General features: G+C 49.7%; 21 protein-coding genes and 1 pseudogene. 17 read left to right on the top strand and 5 right to left on the bottom strand.

The annotated features are described in order from the left end of the window. Nucleotides 1-32: 32 nt before the first annotated feature. Nucleotides 33-1,901, top strand: coding sequence for a hypothetical protein (locus ATY27_RS02650; RefSeq protein ID WP_208932617.1), 1,869 nt, complete (start codon nt 33-35; stop codon nt 1,899-1,901). Nucleotides 1,902-2,216: 315 nt separating this feature from the next. Next, a pseudogene (locus ATY27_RS02655) lies at nt 2,217-2,444 on the top strand (DUF1016 domain-containing protein); the annotation flags it as partial. Between the two features lie 112 nt (nt 2,445-2,556). Here the strand turns inward: ATY27_RS02655 and ATY27_RS02660 are convergent. The 4 genes from ATY27_RS02660 to ATY27_RS02675 form a co-directional block, all read right to left on the bottom strand. Continuing rightward, the gene (locus ATY27_RS02660) at nt 2,557-4,356 is read right to left on the bottom strand and encodes an ATP-dependent helicase (RefSeq protein WP_208932618.1); all 1,800 of its coding nucleotides are present in this window, start codon (nt 4,354-4,356) and stop codon (nt 2,557-2,559) included. A 2-nt stretch (nt 4,357-4,358) separates the two neighbouring features. Further along, on the bottom strand, nt 4,359-6,497 hold the full coding sequence (locus tag ATY27_RS02665; RefSeq protein ID WP_208932619.1) for an AAA family ATPase: 2,139 nt from the start codon (nt 6,495-6,497) through the stop codon (nt 4,359-4,361). 105 nt (nt 6,498-6,602) lie between these two features. Further along, nucleotides 6,603-8,012 (bottom strand): Shedu immune nuclease family protein, encoded by a 1,410-nt coding sequence (locus ATY27_RS02670; RefSeq protein WP_208932620.1) that lies wholly within the window; start codon nt 8,010-8,012, stop codon nt 6,603-6,605. Between the two features lie 62 nt (nt 8,013-8,074). Then, nucleotides 8,075-8,266, bottom strand: coding sequence for a type II toxin-antitoxin system RelB/DinJ family antitoxin (locus tag ATY27_RS02675; protein ID WP_208932621.1), 192 nt, complete (start codon nt 8,264-8,266; stop codon nt 8,075-8,077). 354 nt (nt 8,267-8,620) lie between these two features. On the opposite strand from ATY27_RS02675, the gene ATY27_RS02680 reads away from it, so the two are divergent. The 8 genes from ATY27_RS02680 to ATY27_RS02715 all read left to right on the top strand — a co-directional run bounded on the left by ATY27_RS02680 (nt 8,621) and on the right by ATY27_RS02715 (nt 15,810). Further along, nucleotides 8,621-9,163, top strand: coding sequence for a recombinase family protein (locus ATY27_RS02680; protein ID WP_208932622.1), 543 nt, complete (start codon nt 8,621-8,623; stop codon nt 9,161-9,163). A gap of 186 nt (nt 9,164-9,349) precedes the next feature. Then, nucleotides 9,350-10,345 (top strand): ATP-binding protein, encoded by a 996-nt coding sequence (locus ATY27_RS02685; RefSeq protein WP_208932623.1) that lies wholly within the window; start codon nt 9,350-9,352, stop codon nt 10,343-10,345. Between the two features lie 262 nt (nt 10,346-10,607). Continuing rightward, on the top strand, nt 10,608-10,880 hold the full coding sequence (locus ATY27_RS02690) for an IS66 family insertion sequence element accessory protein TnpB (RefSeq protein ID WP_244151395.1): 273 nt from the start codon (nt 10,608-10,610) through the stop codon (nt 10,878-10,880). Continuing rightward, nucleotides 10,880-11,230, top strand: coding sequence for an IS66 family insertion sequence element accessory protein TnpB (tnpB, locus tag ATY27_RS02695; protein WP_208932624.1), 351 nt, complete (start codon nt 10,880-10,882; stop codon nt 11,228-11,230). Before ATY27_RS02690 ends, tnpB begins: the two co-directional genes overlap by 1 nt. 21 nt (nt 11,231-11,251) lie before the next feature. Continuing rightward, nucleotides 11,252-12,841 (top strand): IS66 family transposase, encoded by a 1,590-nt coding sequence (locus ATY27_RS02700; protein ID WP_208932625.1) that lies wholly within the window; start codon nt 11,252-11,254, stop codon nt 12,839-12,841. 26 nt (nt 12,842-12,867) lie between these two features. Continuing rightward, a complete protein-coding gene (locus ATY27_RS02705) occupies nt 12,868-13,131 on the top strand; it encodes a hypothetical protein (protein WP_208932626.1) in 264 nt (87 codons plus the stop codon). Between the two features lie 152 nt (nt 13,132-13,283). Continuing rightward, on the top strand, nt 13,284-15,524 hold the full coding sequence (locus tag ATY27_RS02710) for a S8 family peptidase (protein WP_208932627.1): 2,241 nt from the start codon (nt 13,284-13,286) through the stop codon (nt 15,522-15,524). Between the two features lie 58 nt (nt 15,525-15,582). After that, a complete protein-coding gene (locus ATY27_RS02715; protein WP_208932628.1) occupies nt 15,583-15,810 on the top strand; it encodes a hypothetical protein in 228 nt (75 codons plus the stop codon). Between the two features lie 121 nt (nt 15,811-15,931). Here the strand turns inward: ATY27_RS02715 and ATY27_RS02720 are convergent, their stop codons facing one another. Continuing rightward, nucleotides 15,932-16,294, bottom strand: coding sequence for a DUF3703 domain-containing protein (locus tag ATY27_RS02720; protein WP_208932629.1), 363 nt, complete (start codon nt 16,292-16,294; stop codon nt 15,932-15,934). Nucleotides 16,295-16,384: 90 nt separating this feature from the next. On the opposite strand from ATY27_RS02720, the gene ATY27_RS02725 reads away from it, so the two are divergent. The 7 genes from ATY27_RS02725 (at nt 16,385) to ATY27_RS02755 (ending at nt 24,224) form a co-directional block, all read left to right on the top strand. Further along, the gene (locus ATY27_RS02725) at nt 16,385-16,804 is read left to right on the top strand and encodes a Cd(II)/Pb(II)-responsive transcriptional regulator (protein WP_208932630.1); all 420 of its coding nucleotides are present in this window, start codon (nt 16,385-16,387) and stop codon (nt 16,802-16,804) included. Between the two features lie 68 nt (nt 16,805-16,872). Further along, nucleotides 16,873-17,757: a cation transporter gene (locus tag ATY27_RS02730; protein ID WP_208932631.1), complete on the top strand. Its 885-nt coding sequence runs from the start codon at nt 16,873-16,875 to the stop codon at nt 17,755-17,757. Nucleotides 17,758-17,804: 47 nt separating this feature from the next. Next, a complete protein-coding gene (locus ATY27_RS02735; RefSeq protein WP_208932632.1) occupies nt 17,805-18,119 on the top strand; it encodes a hypothetical protein in 315 nt (104 codons plus the stop codon). A 51-nt stretch (nt 18,120-18,170) separates the two neighbouring features. Continuing rightward, nucleotides 18,171-19,448 (top strand): TolC family protein, encoded by a 1,278-nt coding sequence (locus ATY27_RS02740; protein WP_208932633.1) that lies wholly within the window; start codon nt 18,171-18,173, stop codon nt 19,446-19,448. Nucleotides 19,449-19,452: 4 nt separating this feature from the next. Next, a complete protein-coding gene (locus ATY27_RS02745) occupies nt 19,453-20,697 on the top strand; it encodes an efflux RND transporter periplasmic adaptor subunit (protein WP_208932634.1) in 1,245 nt (414 codons plus the stop codon). Nucleotides 20,698-20,706: 9 nt separating this feature from the next. After that, a complete protein-coding gene (locus ATY27_RS02750) occupies nt 20,707-23,823 on the top strand; it encodes a CusA/CzcA family heavy metal efflux RND transporter (protein ID WP_208932635.1) in 3,117 nt (1,038 codons plus the stop codon). A 47-nt stretch (nt 23,824-23,870) separates the two neighbouring features. Continuing rightward, on the top strand, nt 23,871-24,224 hold the full coding sequence (locus tag ATY27_RS02755; RefSeq protein ID WP_208932636.1) for a copper resistance protein CopC: 354 nt from the start codon (nt 23,871-23,873) through the stop codon (nt 24,222-24,224). Nucleotides 24,225-24,226: the final 2 nt, after the last annotated feature.

Below are 24,226 nucleotides of genomic sequence, written 5' to 3' on the forward strand. Positions count from 1 at the left end.
GCATGGCAGCAAACAACCAACGGCGGTGGGATATGACAATCGGACAGTTCACAATGGTCAATAGCGATACCAAGCGCCAAGCACAGCACGTCATGCTGATGTGCCTTCTCTTGGGCCTGCCAGGTACTGCGTTAAGCGCTGAAACCACGGGGGCTGCAGTAGCGACAGATTTTGTTAATAATAGTGCCCAACCAGACAAAGACCAACAGGAAGTGACACTGGCAGATCTGTGTGGGATGTCAGTCCCCTCAAAGCAATCAGATGAAACCACCGTAACTCGCCCCGACTGGCCTTCGACCCTGCAAGTAGGACAAATTGATTTTCGTGTGAACCCGATTTTTGACGAGACTGATCCTGACACATTTTGGCTGCACCGCTTTGCCAACTGGATCCATATCAATTCAAAACCATGGGTGCTGGAGCGTGAATTACCTTTTAACACGGGCGAGCAAGTCAGTGCGACTGATCTGCTCGAAGCAGAGCGATTGTTGCGACATAAAAGCTACCTGCGTGATAGCCGGATCAAGGTTCTGCCGGAATGTAATGCCGATGGCAGTCGCAATGTGCAGGTTGAGACCTGGGACACCTGGAGCTTGTTGCCGACCTTAGGATTTGGTCGAAGTGGCGGTAGCAATAAATACTCTTTCGGTTTTAAAGAAGAAAATCTGTTGGGCCTTGGTGTCAGGACCAGCTTGAAGTATCAGTCCAATTACCTGCGAACCGGCTATGAGTTCAGGAATGAAATTCCGTTGTCGTTGTTTGAAATCAATGGCCTGGAGCACAGCTATGCCTGGCTTGAATGGGTCGATAATGATGATGGTTCTAGACAGGCGTTCCAGCTTGAACATCCGTTTTATAAGGATGATACCGAACTAATGTGGCGTTTAGGCTGGATGCGTTACGACCGGCTTGAACAAATTTTTCATAATAATGCACTGGAAAATCAGTTCCGCACGGAGCAAAAACAAACCGAGTTGTCTTACGGTCGGCTGCTATCCTTTAGCGATCAGACCAGTTGGCGTTTATTGCTAGGGTATACCGAAGATAGTCATCGTTTTATGGAAGATCCTTTGCATCAGAGTGCGGCGTTACCTCAAAACCGGCTCTACCAATATCCATGGGTTGGATTTGAATACATGGAGCATCAATACAAAACGCTGTCGGATGTATTTTTGATTAATCACACTGAAGATATTCATCTGGGTTGGCGCCATCAGGTCCGTTTAGGTGTACAAACGTCCGATCTTGCACCGGAGAAACAACTTGGGTATCACTTTGAGTGGCAGGCAAGTAAAGGTTTTGGTGATCAGAACCACCTCACGCTACTGAATAGTCGACTATCTTTGCAAACTGGTGCAGATAGTGGTAATCAGACCGAACTCCGTTTGGAAATAGAGGATGTTTATCGCCTGACCCCACGCTGGGCAATCTACAGTCACCTGAGATATGACCAGCGCAAGCAGAACTATCTTGACGACCCACTGGCGCTTGGCAGTGAAGATGGGGTTCGCACCGATGGCGGTATCCGTGGCTATCCGGTGCAGTACCAGCATGGCTTACGCAGAGCGTTGGCCACTGCCGAACTGCGCTGGTATCCGCAAATAACTCTTTATCAACTGGTGGATGTTGGCTTTGTGGCTTTTGCCGATGCTGGACGGATTTCAGGAGGCAAAGTCAGTAACCCATTTGTCCCGATTGATACAACCACAGAACATCGTTTTGACTTAATAACCCCAAATAGTCAGCAATCCTGGTTAGGAGCCGTTGGCATAGGGGCGCGTTTTTATTCTGCCCGCTCAGCCAATGACAACGTCATTCACTTGGATTTGGCCAAGCCTGTTGGAGCTGGAAATGATGTCAACTCTTACGAGCTGCAACTGAAGGTAGAGCAACGGTTCTGAAGTAGTAATACGACCATCACAACTTCATTAGCAGCATAATTAAGCACTCTCTCAAATCGTTGCAATAATGCTCAGATTTCGCCAGCCTGGCTGGCGTTTGTACAGCACCTGAAAATTGACGAACGTGTCAAACTCAAAGCTCACGAAAAAACGAATGTCTGCAAATTAAAGCAAAGCAGAGATTCGTTTATTCAAGAGCGCCTGATCTGAACATCTGCAATTCGCTCATAGGTGACGCTCAATTAACTGGATGATTGCTGAAACTGGTGGTTACATGAAAGTGCAACTGGCGGTAAATTGAGTTGACGTTTTACAGTCGGTGAATTCAAGGCGGTGTACAAAGGGTAGATGGAGCTCTATCTCCTTTGGCTCGACAAGCAGGAATGGGAGCCTGGGGAAGCTTCGCCGCTGGGCATCACTCTTTGCACTGGCAAGAAGTCCGAGCAGATCGAGCTGCTGGAATTGGATAAGTCGGGCATCCACGTCGCCGAGTATCTGACTGCATTGTAGCCGAGGGGCGTTCTGGTGGAGCGGCTACAATAGGCGACTCGCCGATTGCAGTCGCACATCGAGCAGCACGCAGGTGATTCGGCCAAACGATGAATAACGCTGCAAGGCATCCTTTTGGGATGCGCGGCGGCGTTACCCGTGATCTCTATGGAATTTGATCGTATCCAAAACTGCAAGCGGCGAGCTTGTGAGTTACTTGGTACTCTTCGCCAGAATACTGGCGAACTCGATCTCTTTCCGAAATAAGATGCAGGTTCTTTCGTGCGCGCGAACCGATGACATACAGCAATTTCATTGCACTTTCTTGGCCATTCGGATCATTGAAATGCGGCACCATATCCTCTAATAATGCATAAGCGATCACAGCGTCGAACTCAGCCCCCTTGACGCCATGAATCGTCGAGATGGTGATTCCAGTCCTTTGCTGGAATACCTTCCTGAATGTCTCAATATCCCCTATAAATTCGCTGCCTTCACTCTTCAATCGATTTACCCGGGCTTGCGAACTGTCGAAGAACGCAACATGATGCTCTTGAAGCAGTGTGAAAAGGCGAAAGTCGATAACTAAATTTGCAAACAGCTGATCGAAGAATGCGCTCAAGTAGGTAAGACCATCTGTTTCATCGATCTTGATTGCGTTGCATTCCCTCAATAGGGACCGCCGCGTGAGATTTGACACGCTTGCCCCGGCCGCCTCCAAGTCATTCAGAATTTCCCCAGCCCATCGCAGTCTGCGCACATACATTCCAGGCGATGCCTGAGTAAGTGCAATCTTAGAAAGCCTGTACCAGAAATTCTCTGTGTCCCGTGCAAAGGGAACCATACCGGGGCCGTCGAATGAATACTCGGGCATGCTGGCGACCAAACGACGCGTAATGCTTGCAAGATGTGTCCACTGTGGCGCGAGAATGCACACCTCGTGAGGTGAGATGCCCATAGTCTCAATGTTGAAACGGATGAGCCGGATCAACTCAGCGTCTAGATCATTTTTGCTTACTGTGTCGTTGAATGAAATAAGGCTTGGGTACGCCTTGTCCTCGGATGCGGCTTCAATGCGCGTGTTGTAGACGTTGTAGTTTCCGAAGTAGTCAATGATGCGGTCGGAGGAACGATAGTTCCGCGACAGTTCGAGTTCTTCCAAATCGATATTGGCCATTGCCTTGAAATCCTCGAAGGCAATCGGATATCCGCCAAGCGATTGATAAATCGCTTGGTTAGGATCTCCTACAATAAAAGCCTTGGTCGTACCTTGACCAGCTCTCAGAATAGCAGTGATGATCGAATACTGAATTCGCTTGGTGTCCTGATACTCGTCGATCAGCACGAAAGAGAACAACTGTGCCAGAAGAGTGCTGATCGCAGGATGACGTGCGATTAGTTGGTGCGCATAATAGAGAATGAGCTCAAAGTCTAGCTGTCGACTTTCGTGCAGAATCTCAAAATACTTGCCCAATATGACGTGAAGACCGGGATGCTTCCAATCTTGTGGGCAGGAGAGCACGTAGCCAGTTTCGGTGTAATAAAACTCACAATCCCAGAACGTTATTTTGGGCTTTTGGTATGGCTTGCACAGGGCCTCTAAGATTTTCTCGCGCTCATGTTGATCGATCACACGGAAGCCTCGATCCAACGCTTCGTGATAGATGCCGTACGGTTTCAATATCCACTCAAGACAGAACGAATGTATTGTTCCTATCCATAGTCTGGATGTATCCACCCCGAGACTTTCAATGCGCTCGTGGATTTCGTCGGCGGCACGGTGCGTATAAGTGATGGCAACGACGAACTGCTTGTTCGATTTCAGCCTGGACAACTCATAGGCAATTTTGTAGGTCAGTGTGCGTGTTTTCCCGCTACCAGGGCAAGCGATGAGAAAGACGCTCCCTGGCTTCAGAATGGCCGCTTCCTGCTCGGGATTCAGATCATCTTTGTTCCACATGAACATGATCAGAAAACCGCGAGAACGTCGTTGATGCGGTCATGGGGGAACGTGGCAAGCATCTCGTTCCGGATACCGACGAAATCGATGTCTCCATTTCGGAATGCCAGCAGCTTGGCCCTAAAGTCGTCGAAGACGGCAGATGCAGTGAAGACATCCTCTGCGTCGATGTAGTTCACGCGGTAGCTCAGCACGTTAAACCAGACTTCCTTAGTGACTACCGGATGCGCAAAAGCGATTGCGTCCAAGATGTACTTTGGGATGGCGGTCTGCGGATCGATCTTCTTTCCCAACAAGATGGCAAACCATCCCTTGCCGTAGTTATCCGCCATGGTCAATGCGCGCTGACCAAACAACGCGATGTCCGCTGATTCAAGCTCCGCCTTGGCCGTCGCGATGGTTGGAGCATCCTTGTAGACATCAGAAAGGATACCGACGACCTTACGCGCATTGCCGGCGGCAACGAAGTCGACCTCGAATGTATGGGGAGCAAAGAAAGGAGAAACCCAAGTGTTGTCTTTGAAGGTATCTTCCAATAACGCTTTCCTGGCGATCCCTCTTTCCTGGGATGCCTGATACTTGCTCTTGCGTCGGAGCAGCCCCTCAGAGTCTCCCACCGTCGGCGTTGTGTCAATGATGGCCTTATCAAGATCCGTGACAATGCTGCATCGCTTCCGAATTCGGTCATCGTGGAAGAGAACCGCGACGTTCTGGAAACCGGTGCTACGAATATTAATCAAGCTGATGCCGAGTTCGTCTAGGCTTAGACCCAACACGTTCTTGACCAGAATTGGGACGAGAATTTCTTCGGCATCGCCCTCCACGAGGAGGATGCTCTTGGCAAACAACAAGTTGCTTCGGACAGCATCCAAGTAGCGTTGAATGTTGCCAATCTCTTCTGGGTTCAGGCCAATTGCAGGCTGGTAGGCCTCGCAACGACCACCTTCTCTGCCGAGGATGTTCACGTTCTGAACATTGCTGACCTCAGAGATGTGCGTCGAATGGGTCGAATAAATGATCTGTGTGTCGTCGTATTTGAGCTTGTCGAACAGTGTTTTCTGAATGTGAGTGTGGATGTGAGCTTCCGGCTCTTCGATCAGCAGAAAGTTGGCGATCGACTGTTTAGCCTTTTGATACTTGAATTCAAGCAGTTTCAACGTGAGGAATATCAGGTTCGCTCCACCAAGACTCAGCTCGTGGATCGGCCCTTCGTGGCTCTCCCCCGATTCGCCAACGAACAGCTTGAGCGACTGGAACAACTTGTCAGCTTCGTCCGGCAGATCCGACTTGATAGAAAGAGAAGACGGCGAATACGCCTCGCCTGCCGCATCTTTGATAGTGTCTCTGATATCCGTCCGGACGACCTGCACGTCCGGCAACGCTTCGATGGAGTCATTCAATGCCTTTACCCCATCGGTGATGGCCTGGAACGCCACGGGGTCGATATCGCCGCTCTTGCCCTTCAGAAGCGAAAAGAGCGGATTGGTCCGGTTATTGTGAAATTCCGAGACGACGTCCCGTAGCGCCTGGATGAAAGTGAAAGAGATTTCTTTGGAGACGGACAGCACATTCGGAATCTTCGCGCCGATAACACGAAATTCAACCTCTTCATTGAATCGAACATTCTCGAAGTCGCCGACCACATCCTTATAGAAGGCCTTGTCGTTGAAGTCGGCTTCACTCCGACCCGTGAAAATCGTCTCATAGTCGTCGATGGTGACCGGATTCAAGATAGCGTCGAGGCCTGCCTGATCGCCATCGTTTAATTGAGAAAGTCGCAGTCTGATTTCCTTCTTCGGACGAAAGATCAGGTTGTAAGTGGCCTTGCCGTTTGCCTCTTCCTCAATTACGCCCGTCCCATGTCGGAAGAGCGCCTGCACTGATTCATCCGCAGAGATTTCCTCGAATTCAAGACTGATGATGATCCAATGCCCCTGCCAGCGCCCTAGGCCGCGATGAAAGTCGGCTTGCTCCAGCCGGTAGGCAGAGCGAATCATGTTGTCATCAAGCAGCAATCTGATTGCGCGAAAGAGATTGGTTTTGCCAGATCCATTTTCGCCGATGACAGTGTTGATACCCTTCTTGAACAGCAGCTTCGTGTTGGGAAAGTTTCTGTAGTTGACCAGACTGAGCTTGGATATATGCATTTGATTCAATCTTGTTGTTGAAATCCACAGGCCGATTGGCTGATGGATTGGTGGAACAATACAGTCATTGATCCCAACTACGGGAAGGTCAACTGTCAGTTGGTTTCAGAACAGCACCGTGTCTACGGTAGGAATAGGTTGGAGCGCATTTTTAATCTCGGTTAGCCTTGCAAGTAGTTCGTCGAAAGTCACGATCACGATCTCTGCAAACGCATTTCGAACGAGCTCGAATGACTTTCTTTGGTGATGCTCTTGTGGCGTCATACCAGCGACAACTATGCAGCGAACCGCATAACTGTGGAGATCGTATCTGTTCATGTTATTTTTTATGACGGGTAGCTCACTCTGCAATTTGAAACGCTGATCGAGAATTTGAGCAATCGCCCCACCCAATTCTGTCGATGGACCAAAAACGTCATCTCCACGATAGGGCGATTTGCCTAGCAGTTCGGTTTGCGGCTTTTTTATCTCAATGAGGCCAAGATTTCCCGTTGAAGCGGATGCGCACAGAAAATCTGAAAATTTTCCGCCGGACCCGTTAAGTCGTTTGCCACCTGCATAAGCTTGCCCCTGAACCAGCATTGCTGGAACGGCAAATGCAAGACTAAGTATGAAAGGATTTTCCAGAAAGAAGCTTTGCCACTTGCTTTCCGCCAGTCCTTTTCCAAGCATGTCTTGGTATCGCTCAATCAATTGATTCAGTGTGATGAGCTCAATATCATTCTTTAATGCCAGCAGCGTGTGCGGCTCAGATACCGCCAATGCTTTCATATTGTCTTGAACCATGCGAACAGCGGCGCGCCGATCACGCTTGGAAAGCGTCACATGCTGCCGCCCACCATCGGTCATTTCCGTTAGTGCATCAGGTCTCACGCTCTTCTTAAGAGCGGGAAATTGTGCTGAATCCGCAGCATGTAATAAGGTCTGGTAGACATGAAATTGCTTGTCCTTGCGCGCGTCTCGCTGATGGCGAGACGCGATGCGATTTAATTCTTTTCTTAATTCATGAAATCTTTTTATGCCAAGAATAAAGAACGGCGAATCAATTTTCGCGTCATTTCCTTGGTGGACAATGAGTATGCTTACGTTCTCTAAGCTGGCGGCTGTTTCGCAAATTTGTCGGTATTCCCACAGTAGCCCCAAACCGAATCGAAAATCTTTGGCAAACCCATCCGGCAGCTGCTCAAGAAGCCCGACGACATCGTCAGTGGTCTCTGGCAGTATGTAGGGCTCGATTACAGGCCGAGCGACGACGATGCGTTCAAGGGTGCCGTATTTAGGTTGCAGGTAATCATCCCGATCTTCTCGAACATTAAGAGGCCAAATGGTCATTCTGTCGGGACAGACATTGAGCAGTAACGCTATCGGTGAATCTGGCTTGCGCTCCGCTGCGGGAATATCAGTGAAGAAAACGTTAATGCCTTCACCTTCCGGTTCGGCTGCTTCGATGATAAGGAAGGGGCCGCCGTCCAAACGTTCCCGTTGATTGAATGCTGAAGGTCTGATAGATGCCATGAACGATTCTTGATCCCTACTGTTCAGAAAATCGATTTGCGGGCCTTGGCTTCCGCACAACCTTATAGTGTCTTTCCATCAGAATCGGACGACACTCGATTGATGTCAAAGGGAAGTACTTTATCTGCCGCGATTCTGGTCAGCAGCATTCGAATCGCGTCCGAAATTGATAACCCCATTTCTGCCAGAACAACAGTTGCGGTTTCTTTAATCTGCCCGTCAATCCGGGCACGAACGACGTCGTTACTCGCCATTGTTGAGTGCTCACAATAGATGTAGCTACATTGTGGCCCATAAGTCCTATTGCGTCACTTACATTTTGTTGTGAACAGTAAAGCATCCCGGCGTGGCGCCGTCGGGCTCGCGGGCGTTGCCCCGCGCCTCTTACGAGTTGCGGCCATGCGGCTTTGATCCCTGATGCCTCCGGCAGTCTCTTCGCTCCTGGCCTGCGCGCGGCGTTAGGTTAGCTTGACACTGGCCATTTTTTATTGTCTCAAAAGTCATAAATTAGTAGACACTTTAAAATCCACCTCTTATACTGTCTATTAAATCGTCAATCATGTAGTTAGTAGACAGTTTGTCTACTATTCGATTTAGGAGACACTCAGATGCGACTTTTTGGTTATGCTCGCGTTTCAACCAGTCAGCAGTCCCTCGATATTCAACTGAAGGCTTTGGCTGAGCATGGTGTTGAACCATATAGGATCTTCAGCGATAAAGAATCTGGCAGTCACCTCAAACGAGAGGGGTTGCAAACGCTGTTAATGAAGGTGGAGAAAGGCGATCAGGTACTTGTCAAAAAACTCGACCGGTTGGGTCGTGACACCGCAGACATGATCAATCTCATCAAGGAATTCGACAACATGGGGGTAGGTGTTCGTTTCATTGATGACGGGATCAACACAGAAGGCGAAATGGGCAGAATGGTTGTCACGATTCTGTCAGCTGTTGCCCAGGCAGAGCGGCATCGTATTTTGGAGCGGACCAATGAAGGACGGCAGGAAGCAAAAGCCCGGGGCGTTAAGTTTGGTCGGAAGCCAAAAATCGATAAAGCCAAAGTTATTGATATGAGGGCTGCAGGCAAATCTGCGACGGAAATATCACGCGAGCTTTCTATTGGTCGATCCACCGTTTACAAAATTTGCGGATGATTATGAATGATCCGAAAATGGAAGCGTGGTTCCAATAGTCTGCTATCACCGGTAGAGTATGAAAACAGTAACCAAAAGTAGCTGGGTAGTGTCTAGTCTGTTGATGGCGAACGACGGCTTAGTGTTTTTTATCGTGATTGCTTGCTCAACAAGATACAATAACCTCATAGCGAGGAGGACTACATTATGGCAAGTGCTGACCAATTAAAAGCGCTGCTCCAGTCACATTTGGAGGGCGACGAAAATCGTTTTTATTCCGTTGCCATGCAAGTGGCGGCTCATGAAGCAAAGCGCGGCCACGGTAAGCTTGCCGAAGAGTTGCGTTTGTTAGTTGATCAGGCAAAATCCCGCCGTGCTGTAACCTCGGATAATAAAGCCGTACCTATCAGTAGGCCAAAAGGCGAGCTGGCTAATCTGTTATCTGTGAGTTATCCCAAATCACGGTTGGGCGATATGGTACTGAATGGCGAACTGACCCAACAGTTGGAGCGGATTATTCGTGAGCAGCGTCATGCTGCGGAAATCTTATCGCATGGTTTGTCCCCGAGACGTAAACTGTTGTTGGTAGGCCCTCCTGGCACAGGCAAGACGATGACTGCATCCGTGCTTGCTGGTGAGCTTGGTTTACCTTTGTTTCAGGTTCGTTTGGATGGGTTAATCACCAAATTTATGGGCGAGACAGCTTCAAAGCTGCGGCAGATTTTTGAATCCACCCATCATGCCCGTGGTGTCTACTTTTTCGATGAATTTGATGCTATTGGTTCTCAACGTGGTTTGGCAAATGACGTTGGTGAAGTACGGCGTATACTCAACAGCTTTCTGCAAATGATAGAGCAGGATGACTCACACAGTCTGATCATCGGCGCTACTAACCATCCGGACATTTTGGATAGTGCGCTGTTCCGTCGTTTCGATGATTTGTTGCATTACGAACTACCTGATGAGGCTCGTATTGCCAGCGTGCTTAAGTCCCGTTTATGTCGCATGGCAATCAAAAATACCTCTTGGAAACGTTTGGCTTACAAGGCTTTAGGGTTGAGCTATGCAGAGTTGACTCGGGCAGCTGATGAGGTGCTTAAAACTGCTCTGATTGAACGGGTCGAAACGATTTCAGAAAAAGATGTTGCTCAGGCCATTGAAGAGCGCAGGAAACTATCCAATCGACTAAATAAAATCGGTTAATAAAAACGAAAAGGACATTCCATGGCGGAAAGGGAACAGAACAACCACCCGCATTTTATATTCCAAAATAGTGCTCGCGTAGAAAGTTTCAAATCGCCACCCACAGGAGGCGGCGTCTCTGATATCCCAGCCAAAGACAGAAACTCGCACGGTGGAGGCTTGCTTGAAAAGCTCCATCAACGTAACCGTCCATTCTCCGCCGTCTTCCTGCCTCAATTCCCGCGCGATAATCTGAACTCCTGAATTTCACAGGAGAACGATCATGGCAAGAAGTCATCGCAGCGCCGCGCAGTGGCAACATTTTGTTGAGTTATGGCGGGCGTCTGGACAAAGTGCCGCGCAGTTTTGTAAAACACATGACCTGGGTTACGTCAGTTTTTGCAAATGGCGCCAGCAATTTGAGACTGATCAGCGACACACTTCACCCACCCAATTTATTGATTTATCAACGCTGACGCAACCCACAGGCTCCGCCCGCTGGACTATCGTGCTGAGTTTGGGTAACGGTGTTGAACTTAAATTGAATCAGCTCTGATGTTTACTGCTGCTTCCCAACAAAAAATCTGGCTCTGTACCCGCGCGGTGGATATGCGTAAATCCTTTAAAGGCTTAATTGCACAGGTACGTAATCAACTGAAACTTGAACCGCAAAGTGGCCATTATTTTGTCTTCGTTAACCAGCGCAAAACCCAGATGAAGGTGCTGTACTTCGAGCCTTCTGGCTATTGCATCTGGGCCAAGCGACTCGAGCAAGGCCAATTCCCAGTGAAGTCGCATGTCGATGGGCAGTGTCCACTCAGTACCAGCGGCCTGCACATGATCATTGACGGGATCACGGTGCTTACACACAAACAATCGAAGCGTTATCTGCATCAAAAACAATGACTTTTTAGTAGCATTGCCGCCATGAAAACAAGCACCGATATCTCATCCGCAGCTCTTGCAGCCCAAGCCGAAGCGCTGGTGAAACTCACCAGCGAGAAAGCGTTGCTGCAAGAAGAAAACGACGCCCTGAAGCGCCGTGTCGCCTGGTTTGAAAATCAGTTGTTTGGTCAAAAAAGTGAAAAGCGCCCGCAGATTGACGCCGCGCAGCTCAGTTTGCTGGGGGACACATCGGCTCTCATCACTGAGCCTGAAGGCGAAAACGAACACATCACCTACATCCGCAAGAAAAACCAGAAACAGCGGCCGGATGATTGTGTGAACGACAGCGGCCTGCGCTTTAGCGACAAGGTGCCGGTAAAAATCATCACCATCATCCCGGATGAATTGAAGGGTGCAGATGCGGACCAGTATGAAGTGATTGGCACCAAAAGCACCTTCCGGTTATCGCAGCGTCCAGCGAGCTTCGTGGTGCTGCGGTTTGACCGGCAGGTGCTGAAGAAAAAAGACAGTGAGGCGATATTGCCGTGTCCTGCGCCATTTAATGTGCTGGATAAAAGCATTGCCGATGTCAGTTTGCTCACAGGTTTACTGGTTGATAAATTCCAGTATCACTTGCCATTGTACCGTCAGCATCAGCGTTTAACAGATGCGGGTATCATGTTGAGCCGCACAACACTGACCAATGTGGTGCGCCGCGCTATTGATTTACTGTACCCAATCGCCGATGCGCAGCTGGCCAGCATCCTTGAAAGTAAAGTGCTGGCAATGGATGAAACGCCGATTAAGGCTGGTAAAGCCGGGCCCGGTAAACTCAAACAGAGCTACTTCTGGCCTGTGTATGGCGATAAAGATGAAATCGCCTTTACCTTCTCGACCAGCCGAGGCCGGCAACATATTGAAACGGTACTGAAATCCCGCTTCAAAGGTACGTTAATCAGTGATGGTTACAGCGCCTATGCCAGTTATGCCAAAGCCAACGATGAGCTCATTCACGCACAATGCTGGGTGCACAGTCGCCGGCAGTTTATTGAAGCCGAAAAAGACATGCCTGAGCTTGCCGCAGAGGCCATTGGCCAAATCGCGAAGCTGTATCAAGTTGAAGAAAATATCAAACAACAAAAACTCAGCGGCGAGAAGAAGCGCGAATACCGGCTACTTCATAGCAAGCCTGTGGTCGATGGCTTCTTCGACTGGAGCTTGCAGTTGATTGAAACCAAGAGGTTTTTACCCAAAGACCCGCTGCTTAAAGCTATCAACTATGTGCGAAGTAAAGAAACCGCGCTTCGAGTRTTCTTAGAAGACCCCGATGTCCCGATAGACACCAATCACCTGGAACGGGCGCTGCGCCCCATTCCGATGGGGCGAAAAAACTGGTTGTTCTGCTGGACGGAACTTGGCGCTGAGCATGTAGGCGTCATCCAAGGCCTGGTCAGCACCTGCAAATTGCATGATATCAATGTCTATGACTACCTGACGGACGTGCTGCTGCGCATCAACCACCATCCCGCAAGCAAGGTGCACGAACTGACGCCGAGATTATGGAAAGAGCGGTTTGCAGGCTCACTACTGCGCTCAGAGCTGTTTACCCAAACCGATGCTGCGGTAGAATAACAGCCAAAAACCAAGTCGGAGGCCGCATGCACATTGACGACCTGTCTTTAGACGAACTGTTAGATTTAAACGAGCAAATCTGCCTGCGGATAGACTATCTGCGGGCTCGCAACGATATGCTGATGCTCAGTCAGCTTCGCTTAGGTCAACAGGTGAACTTTATGGCACCGGAAGGCCGGGTGTTCGGAACCCTTATCAAACTCAACAAAAAATCAGTGGTGATCGTCAGCGAAGACAAAAAACAATGGAAAGTGCCGCCTGCAATGGTCAATGTAGTGAAAAGTGTTTAGCTGTTAATCTGACCAGTCAATACGCCGTAGAGTGAACGGTTACCCATCAACTGACTCCCGTACTGGCCGAAGCGGCTGCTCTACAGCGAGAGGCGGGTGTTGGAGAAGGCATCGGTCTGCAAATTGAGTTTGAAAGCTTTCCTGATGTTGAGTTGGCCTTTGAATCTCTTGCCAGAGAGCGCTCTGGCATAGAACTGCGGAATGTCAGACAAGACAACAACAAAACTTTCGCTACTGTGTTTGTTCCAGATGGAAAGTTGGAGTTTTTCGAGAAACTTATCACCGATTATTTGGACGAAAATAACGATAAAAAGAGCGGTCCTGCTCATAGCAAATTGATCAATGCTATTTCTGAAATTCGTGCTGCGACATTACAGGCCCTATGGACTGATACTCCAGATTCTATGCCGACGAGAGATGATGAGCATCTATGGTGGGAAGTTTGGTTGCCAACCAGAGGTGACAGGCAAGGGATAGTAGATCAATTTAAAGGTATGGCGGCCGGACTAGGTTTTCGCAATGCGCCTGGAGTGCTTCACTTTCCAGAGCGTTCCGTATTGTTGGTATATGGCTCTGTCGGCCAGATGAAGCGCTCAATGATGACTTTAAACAGCATCGCTGAGTTACGTCGTGCTAAGGAAACCGCAGAGTTCTTTGATCAACTGACTCCGCAAGAGCAACCCGAATGGGCGGCTGAACTCAATGGACGTTTAACACTTCCTGCAGATGGCGCCGATGCTCCACATGTCTGTTTGTTTGATACCGGTGTTAACAATGGACATCCACTACTACAACATGCTTTATCCAACGACGATAGGCACACTGTGGAGCCGGCTTGGGGAGTGGATGATGCGGAAGGGCATGGTACTGAAATGGCAGGACTTGCCCTATTCGGAAATTTGACGGATGTGCTATCAGAGCACGGGCCGGTTTCTATCCCATATCGTTTGGAGTCCGTTAAACTACTACATGAAAACGGCGCCAACGGTGGAGACGCGCATCTTCATGGTTACTTGACTTCCGAAGCGGTAGATCGCCCAGCTATCACTGCACCACATCGAAAGCGAGTATTCAGCATGGCGATTACAGCCAGAGATAACCGTGATCGTGGGCGCCCTTCGGCCTGGTCAGCAACTATTGATCGACTTGCTTATGATGGTGATGCACAAGGTGAGACTCCAAAACTGTTTGTTGTGTCGGCAGGCAATATCAGAGACCCAAATGCGTGGATAACATATCCTGATAGTAATACAACTGACGGTATTCATGACCCTGCACAAGCCTGGAATGCACTAACTGTCGGTGCGATGACCAACCTCGTAAGGATCACTGAAGCAGATGCGCTGCATTATTCCCCTATTGCAGAAATAGGTGGTTTAAGTCCTTTCAGCACGACTTCCCAGACATGGGAACCTCATTGGCCGTTAAAGCCTGATGTGATGTTCGAAGGAGGTAACGCGGCAAAAGATGCTTTAGGCGCTTTTTGGATGAGCAGCTTAAGCCTCCTGACGACTCATGCAAACCCAACAGAACGTCTGTTCACAACGAGCAATGCAACAAGCGCGGCTTCTGCTCTTTGCGCACGCATGGCCGCACAATTAATGGCCCGGTACCCAGAGCTATGGACTGAGAGTATTCGGGGCTTAATTGTGCATTCTGCCAAGTGGACCGATGCGATGAAACGTATGTTTCTTCCTCCTCGGGGTGAACCCACGAAAGCACAAACAACACAATTGGTAAGGCATTGCGGCTTTGGAGAGCCTAGCATCGACAGGGCCATGTGGAGCGCTGATAGCTCGTTGACAATGATTTGTCAGGAGTTTTTGCAGCCATTTAGGCGGGAAAAGGGAGAAGAACCCAAGCTGCGCGATATGAATTTGCATCGTTTGCCATGGCCATTAGCCGAATTGGAGGCGCTTGGAGAAACGCAAGTCGAAATGAGGGTGACACTGTCTTATTTTATTGAGCCCAACCCGTCTGCTAGAGGTGTTACCTCTCGATACAGATATGAATCACATGGCCTTCGTTTCGATGTGAAGCGGCCGACCGAGAGCGAGGACGCATTTCGCTCCCGGATAAATGCAGCAGCCAGAGATGATGAAGATCGAATTGTTAGTAACGATACAGACGCTAACTGGTTAATAGGAAAGAAGAACAGACATAAAGGCTCATTGCATTCAGATATTTGGGTGGGCAGCGCGGCAGAGTTGGCGAGTCGGGGCGTTTTAGCTGTTTATCCTTCACTTGGTTGGTGGAAAACAAGGCCTGCACTTGAAAGATATGGTCAGCGGGTAAGGTACTCTCTGATTATTTCTATTCATGCGCCTGATGTCGATGTAGATTTATACACGCCTATTGCGAACATGATTGGTGTGGAAGTTGTTATCGAGTAGGCCTTCGGCGATATCAGTCTGCTCGTAGCCAGGCTACCAGAGGTTTATGGGGGAATTCATGATGAAATATATAACATTGTTCCTGACGTTGATTCTAAAGGTTTTCTTTTGGCTACTTACATCTGCACAAGCAAATTCGGACGACAAGAAACAGATTGATTGGTTAGATAACCCTAGATCTGACCCTCTCCATTATGGCGATTGGGAGGATTACAATGGCAATACTTACTCCAAAAACATCGATGGCAACCATTATGATCAAGCGGGCAAAAAGTGGAATGAATAAGTACCAGTCATCGTACTCGGCTCACTTTAGGTGCCAGTAGAAAGACGACTCAGTAATTTTTAGTCATCGTCGCAAATGAATCAGGAATAGCTCAAGTGTATTTACGCGCACAGGGTGAGGACTACGAGTCCTGCTTTTTCCCTACAAGCGTTAATATTTCTCTGAGCTCTTCCGGTATGGCCATCGGCTTAAAGGCACTGACGTTCGAACGCCCAGTATTGCCAAGCGGCAATCGATTAAACAGGTGACCAAAAGGTGTTAACAACAACCGATAGCTTTGGCCTGCCAGTTCGCGCCAGTCTGCGGTACAAAGGGCCAACCAGAGCATCTGCAAACGCACATGCAAATGACACAAAACGTCTTGTTGACCAAGGATGTGGGCGTACTCCAGGTACGTAAAGCTTCTCTCATAGTCCTTTGACTTGCGAGCTTGGTCGGCCAGCGCCAGGTATTCAAAATAGGCGAGCAATACCTTTGGTTCCATCACTATCCCTGGTCAATTAAAATGCAGTTTCTGCTGGCTGCATTATGATACATTCAATGCTTAAAGTAACTTTAGAGTTGGTGAAAGGCAATGAAAATTGGTGAACTGGCGGCGCTGGCCGGATGTGAAACGGAAACCATCCGATTTTATGAAAAACAGGGATTGTTAGCCGCTCCAGCAAGAACCACCTCCGGATATCGGACCTATCAGCAGCGCCATCTCGAAGATTTACAATTTATTCGGCATTGCCGGGCCTTTGATATGAGTCTGTCGTTGGTCCGGCAACTCCTGAAGTTTCGTGAAGATCCCAGCCAACCTTGCGGGCAGGTCAATACGCTGATCGATGAGCAATTGGGGAATTTAGACACGCAATTAACCCAACTTCATCAATTAAAAGCGGATTTACAGGCGTTACGAGAGCTTTGCCAGGATGACCATCAGGCCAAAGACTGCGAGATCCTGAAAAATCTGGTGCATCCATGTGCCAGTGATTGTGTACAACATCGGTGAAAAAACTGTTGACCTTAAAGTGGCTTTATAGTTTTTAATGGCGGTATCTTGTTCAAAGTGAGGCCACTATGTCAGATTGCCAATGTAAAGCCCAGGTGCAAGCCTCTGAAAATGCTCAATTACCTGAGTGTTCTGCATCAGATTTGCACCACAAAACCAGCTACCACATTCGCAAGATGGACTGCCCTTCAGAAGAAAATCTTATTCGAATGGCGCTTGGCGCTTTGCCACAGGTTCAACAATTGCAGTTTTTCCTGCAAGACCGGCAGCTTGATGTGGTGCATCAAGGAAGCACGGACGCCATCACCCAACGTCTGGAAACATTAAATTTAGGTGCAGTACTGCAAAGCTCAGCGCCGTTTCAGGCCGACCCAACAGTGTCTGCTGATAACAGCAAAGCCGATGCAGACGAACGTAAGCTATTGCAGCGATTGTTGGCAATTAATGCCGTGATGTTCGTTACTGAACTTATTGTCGGAGTCTGGGCACAATCCACCGGTCTTATTGCCGACTCGTTAGATATGCTGGCCGATGCCGCCGTCTACAGCGTTGCCTTGCTGGCTGTTGGCCTCAGCGCCACCAAAAAAGTCAGGGCCGCCCATCTTTCTGGTTGGTTGCAGGTGTTGCTTGCAGCCGGTGTGTTGTTCGAAGTAGCACGACGGTTTTGGGCTGGCACTGAACCCATGTCGACGCTGATGATTGTGATGGCGAGTGTGGCGCTTATAGCTAACACTTTATGTCTTTATCTCATCTCACAGTCACGCAGTGACGGTGCGCATATGAAAGCGACCAAAATATTCTCGACCAATGATGTTCTGGCGAACATCGGGGTGATTGTTGCCGGTGGCTTAGTCGCCTGGACGGGATCGGGCTATCCGGATTTAGTGATTGGCGGTATCATTGGGATAATTGTCCTTGATGGTGCAAGACGTATATTAGCGCTACGCGCTTAACATAAAGGTTTGCTGTGTCTAAATATTCCCGATGGATATTGTGGTTTATGCTCACGATTATGCTTAATCATGCTTTTGTAGCCTGTGACAGCATCGTCGTGCATTTGCCTACAGAACATCATAATCTGATTTCTTTCGGGGATAACGCTGCGCACCAACACAATGAACATCAAACGTCCCACGCCAATGAAGCCGTCAATGATGTTGACGACCCACATGAGCCTCATGCACATGTGCTGTGTTTTGTCGCTTATATGACAAGCGCAGCGGCGGAGTCCGTTGTTCAGACCATCGTCCCGTTTTCGCGTGCTGAAGCCTTCAGCATGACGTATGCCCCTGCTGTGCCCCCGCCAAATGCCTGAGATCATTGTTTTTAGTTAACAACGTGATTTTACATTTGACGGAGAATTTCTATGTCTCGCCCTTATTGCAAAGGCGCTGTTGCCTTGGCATTGCTGTGTGTCGCATCTTTTTCGGTGACGGCGCAAGAGCTTGCGATCACTACAGCGTTAGAAAGAACTTTAACGAGCAGTCCACAACTGCAACTTTATCCTTATCAGCTTCGGATTGATGAAGCTAAAACCCTACAAGCTGGTCTTAAACCAAACCCTGAGCTTGGTGTTTCTGTGGAGAACGTCCTTGGAAATGGCAGCCTCAGTGGCGTTAAAAGCGCAGAGCTCACGCTGACATTGAGTCAGCTTATTGAACTTGGCGACAAGCGTCAGCGCCGTTTGGAGAGCGCAAGTCTAGGTAAAGCACTGACACAGGCGCAATACGAACTCGACCGGGTGGATGTTCTGGCCAAAACCATGACCGACTATCTGGATGTGTTGGAATTGCAGACGGTGCGCAGCTGGACCGCTGAACGCCTGGTGATGGAACAAAACGCACTGCAGGTTGCTACAGAGCGGTCACGGGCAGGACTGGTCACTGACGCTGATGTATTGCGGCTGAAAAGTCGGGTGCTCAAAAGCCAGATGGATTTAAAAGCGCTCAAAGCCGAACTGCAGGTTGCAGTACGCCAGTTAGCCGCCAATTGGTCCAATGAACCGGATTTCGATACGGTGCAGGGGCAGTTGGCAGTGTTGCCGATGCTGCCATCCCTCAATGAGATGTTGGCAGCACTTGATAGCTCGCCACAACTTGGGTTCTATCTGACACAGGAGCGTTTGGCGGGCACGCTGCAAAATCTGGCGATCGCCAATGGACAAACCGACCTTACAGTCGGGGCTGGGGTGCGCCGTAACGAGCAGCTGAATGAGAATGCGTTTGTGCTCAGTGTCAGCATGCCTCTGGCACTTTCAAACCCCAATGCCGGTGAGATTGAAGCAGCGAGGGTGACTTCAGAGCGTTCAGCGCATCAGTTAAAGCTCAGTCGTCAGCAATTGCAGCTCTCTACGGGCCGGTTATATCAGCAATTAACCCTGCTTTCAGAGCAAATCCATGATCAGCAACAGGCCATTCTTCCGGCGGCGGAGTCGGTCGTGCAAAGCACACTTAAAGGGTATGAGACCGGCATCTTTGATATGACTGATTTGCTCTCTGCCCATGAAGATTTGCTTAGCGCCAAACGCAACATGATTGACGCTCAGGCCCAGTTTCACCGTCAGTTAGTCGAACTCGAACGTCTGGTGGGAATGCCTTTAGTGGTCAACGGACCTGCTGCATTACCATCCCGCATGAAGGAATAACAATATGATGAATTACATCCGTTTTATATCGACGGCTTTACTATTAACGGCATTCACCGGGTTTTGTGGCCCGTTACAAGCCAGCGAAGAGCATGATCATGCTGACGAACACGCACAAACCGAAGAGAAAAAAGGCCCCAATGGCGGGCATTTACTGGAAAAAGGCTCGCTGACACTGGAAGTTGTGCTCAGTGAAAACGGCGGCAAACCAGAGTTTCGTTTGTTTGCATCTGATAATGGAGAGCCTCTGGCTCCCGAGACTTATCAGGCCGGACTGACACTGGAGCGTCTGGGAGGTCGTCGGGATGTGCTGACTTTGCGCCCACGTGGTGACATGTTGGTCAGTCAGGAGCCGGTCGCAGAGCCGCATTCATTTGAAGTGGAAGTTGCATTCAGTGCCAAAGGCCAAAATCATACCTGGCACTTTGAGTCCTACGAGGGACGTACTGAACTTGAAGCGGATGTGGCAAAAGAATCCGGTTTAATCAGCGAGCCTGTGACTTCAGGTCGTATTCGCACTCAGGCGCATTTGTTTGGTGTGGTATCGGTGATCCCTGAGCAGCAAAGCAGGCTCAGTGCGGTCTATCCGGGCGTCGTGCAAAGTGTGGCGGTGCGAATTGGCGACAAGGTCAAAGCGGGTCAGGTTGTGGCCACGGTACAAAACGCAGCGACATTAAAAAATTACAGTATTAAGGCGTTGTCGGACGGTGAAGTTACTAACCGGTTTGTGAATCCCGGAGAAAAGGTATCGGACCAGGCGTTAGTGGAGATCAGTGATTTATCCACCGTGTATGTCGAAATGTCGGCCTTTCCGGGGGATACCGCCAAAATGGCGCGGGGCAATCCGGTGGTCGTGCGTGATGTTCATGGCGAAGAGCAAACGTCCAGCCAGATTGAATATATTGCACCACAAATGACCGGTGGCCATATCGCCAGGGCCCGTGCCGTTGTGCGCAATGACAACGGGTACTGGCGTCCGGGCATGCACGTTAAAGCTGATGTGGAAGTGGCCTCGGTGGAAGCACGCCAAATCGTGAAGAAATCAGCCCTGCAGGAATTTAACGGTGAAACCGTTGTGTTCATCCGGGTTGGCGATATTTATGAAGTGCGAATGCCGGAATTTGGTGCCAGTGACGACAGCTTTATCGAGGTGTTGTCAGGTCTGGAAGAACAAGTTGAGGTCGTCACCCAGAATAGTTTTTTAATCAAAGCCGACATCCTGAAGTCTGGCGCCAGCCATGAACACTAGGAGCCAACCATGATCCAGAATATATTGCGACTATCGCTCAGTCGCCCGTGGATGATGATGGTCTTCGGACTGCTGATCCTCGGCGTGGGCGTTTGGCAGACATTACGACTGCCGGTTGATGCGGTTCCCGACATTACCAATGTGCAGATCCAAATCAATACGGCTGCGCCTGGTTATTCGCCGTTGGAATCTGAACAGCGCATCACCTATCCGGTCGAAACCGCGATGGCGGGTCTGCCACAGCTGGAATACACCCGCTCGTTATCCCGCTATGGTTTGTCTCAGGTGACCGTCGTCTTTGAAGAAGGCACAGATATTTATTGGGCCAGACAGCAAGTGGGCGAGCGGTTACAGATGGCTCGTCAGGATATTCCACCATCCATCGAGCCGGAAATGGGGCCTATTGTCTCAGGGCTTGGCGAGATTTTTTCCTATACTGTCAAAGCCACCGGCGAGGCACTGAACACAGATGGCAAGCCTTATACCGCTGAAGATCTGCGAACCATTCAGGATTGGGTGATCAAACCCCAGCTGCTGAAAGTCAAAGGCGTGACGGAAATCAATACCATTGGTGGTTTTGTCCGCGAGTATCAGGTTGCCCCTGATCTGGTCAAATTACTGGCGTTTAAGCTGACGCTGGATGATCTTGCAGATGCGTTAGAGCGCAACAATGCCAATATCGGTGCAGGCTACATTGAACGCAATGGGGAACAATGGTTGATCCGCTCACCAGGTCAGCTGCAATCCATTGCCGAGATTGAAGAGCTGGTCGTGGCCAAACGCGATGATGCCCCGGTCCGGGTCAAAGACGTCGCGCAGGTGGCTATCGGCAAACAGCTTCGCACCGGTGCCGCAACGCAGGACGGACAGGAAGTGGTCCTTGGTACGGTGATGATGTTGCTTGGCCAAAACAGCCGAACCGTGTCACAGGATGTTGCCCAGAAGCTTGCAGATATTAATCAGCGGTTACCCAAAGGCGTGCAAACGGAAATCAGCTACAACCGGGAGGTGTTGGTTGATAAAACCATCGATACGGTGAAGCGCAATCTGTTTGAAGGCGCGGTGCTGGTGATTGTCGTGCTGTTTTTATTTTTGGGTAACATCCGCGCCGCTATTATCACGGCACTGGTGATCCCCTTGAGTATGCTGTTTGCTATCTCTGGCATGGCAGCCAATAAAATGAGCGGCAATCTGATGAGTCTTGGCGCGATTGACTTTGGCCTGATTGTCGATGGTGCGGTGATCGTGGTTGAAAACTGTCTTCGCCGCTTAGGCATGGCCCAGCATCATCATGGCCGGTTACTGACGCTGTCTGAACGGCTGGAGATTGTCTATCACGCCACGAAAGAGGTGATCACGCCCGCAATGTTTGGTGTCTTTATCATCATGCTGGTGTATCTGCCGATTTTTGCGCTCAGTGGTGTCGAGGGCAAAATGTTCGAGCCAATGGCTTTCACGGTGATTGCTGCATTATTGGGTGCCATGATCCTGGCTCTGACCTTTGTACCAGCGGCCATCGGTTTGTTTGTCAGTGGTCCTATCTCTGAGAAAGAAAACCGCCTGATGATTGCCGTGCGTCGCTTGTACCATCCGATGCTGAAATTTGCATTGGGTCAGCCGTTGCTTGTTGCCATTACAGCCCTGCTCCTGGTCGGTGGCTCTGTGTGGCAGGCCTCCAGAATGGGCAGTGAGTTTTTACCCCAGCTCGATGAAGGGGATATTGCGATGCATGCCATGCGTATTCCCGGCACCGGCCTCGCGCAATCCGTACAGATGCAATTGGCGCTGGAAGCAAAAATTGCACAGGTGCCTGAAGTGGAACGGGTATTTTCTAAAATTGGCACTCCGGAGATAGCGACCGATCCGATGCCACCGAATGTCGCAGATACCTTCATCATGCTCAAAGAGCGTAGCCAGTGGCCAGAGCCTTCGGACACCAAAGCGGATGTAGAGCGGCGTATCCGGGCTATCGTGGAAAAAGTCCCCGGCAACAATTACGAGTTCACGCAGCCTATTCAGATGCGCTTTAACGAGCTCATCGCCGGGGTCAGAGCCGATGTAGCCATTCGGATTTACGGTGATGATCTGGATGCACTGAATGCCGTCGGCGCGAAAGTAGCTGCTGTGCTTGCCGATGTACCGGGGGCGGTTGATGCCCGGATGGAGCAAGCCAGTGGTTTACCGATGATTTCGATTGAGCCGGAGCGTGACCATTTGGCATTGGTGGGTATGGATGTCGCGATGATGCAGCAGGTGATTCAGACCGCCATTGGCGGTCGGGAACTGGGCCTGATGTATGAAGGCGACAGGCGCTTTAAATTATTGATGCGCTTACCGGAATCGCTGCGGGAAGATCCATCGGCACTGGCGCAAATCCCTGTGGCCTTGCCGGTCGATGATTCGGCGGAGCTGCGTTATGTCCCACTCGGTGAAATTGCGCGGATCAATGAAATTGTGGGTCCAAACCAAATCAACCGGGAAAGTGGCAAACGTAATGTGGTGGTCACCGCCAACGTTGATGGCCGGGATATCAGCAGTTTTATCCAGGATGTGCAAAAGGTGATGGCCGATGTTGCCCTGCCTGATGGCTATTGGGTGGATTATGGCGGCACCTTCAAGCAACTGCAGTCTGCATCGGAACGACTATCCATTGTTGTGCCGTTGACGCTGCTGTTGATATTCGCCCTTCTGTATAGCGCGTTAAATTCCTGGCGGGATTCATTGGTGGTGTTCAGTGGTGTGCCACTGGCATTGACCGGCGGTGTTTTTGCCTTAGTGCTGCGTGATATGCCTATGTCTATTTCTGCGGCCGTTGGCTTTATTGCGCTGTCGGGGATCGCTGTACTGAACGGTATCGTGCTGGTGAGTTTTATTAAGCAGCTGCAGGAGGAAGGTCAGCGATGGCGTCAGGCAATTGAAAATGGCGCTTTATCCCGCTTAAGACCGGTACTGATGACGGCGTTGGTGGCAAGTCTTGGTTTTGTGCCCATGGCATTTAACACTGGGACCGGTGCGGAAATTCAGCGGCCACTGGCAACAGTGGTGATTGGCGGCATTATTTCGTCAACCTTGCTTACCCTGGTGGTATTGCCCGCGTTATGTCGGCTTATCCGGTCTAACAAGTAACCTAATGAACGCAGCGAAAGCTGCGTTTTATCCTCAAAGGAGGATGTATGCGTCTTATCAAACTGCTGTTGATAGTTACCATGGCTTTAGTGTTGTGGCCAAATATTACCTACGCGCACCCCATCACCCGGAAAGTCTCTCCTGCTGATGGCGACGTGTTTCCAACATGTCCGGATACGTTCTATGTCCGATTCACGCAAAAGCATAAACTAAAGCAGTTCATGCTTTCAGATGCGAAAGGGACACCTATTGACGTCGGGTTTCAGCCAAGGACGACTACGAATTGGGAGCATCGTGTTCAGCTGCCTTGTTTACCGGCAGGCCAATACACGATCAGTTATATGGTAAAAGGACGGGATTTACACGAGATAACCAATAAAGTTAGCTTCACTGTGAAATAATT

The sequence above is a fragment of the Rheinheimera sp. F8 genome, assembly GCF_001518915.1.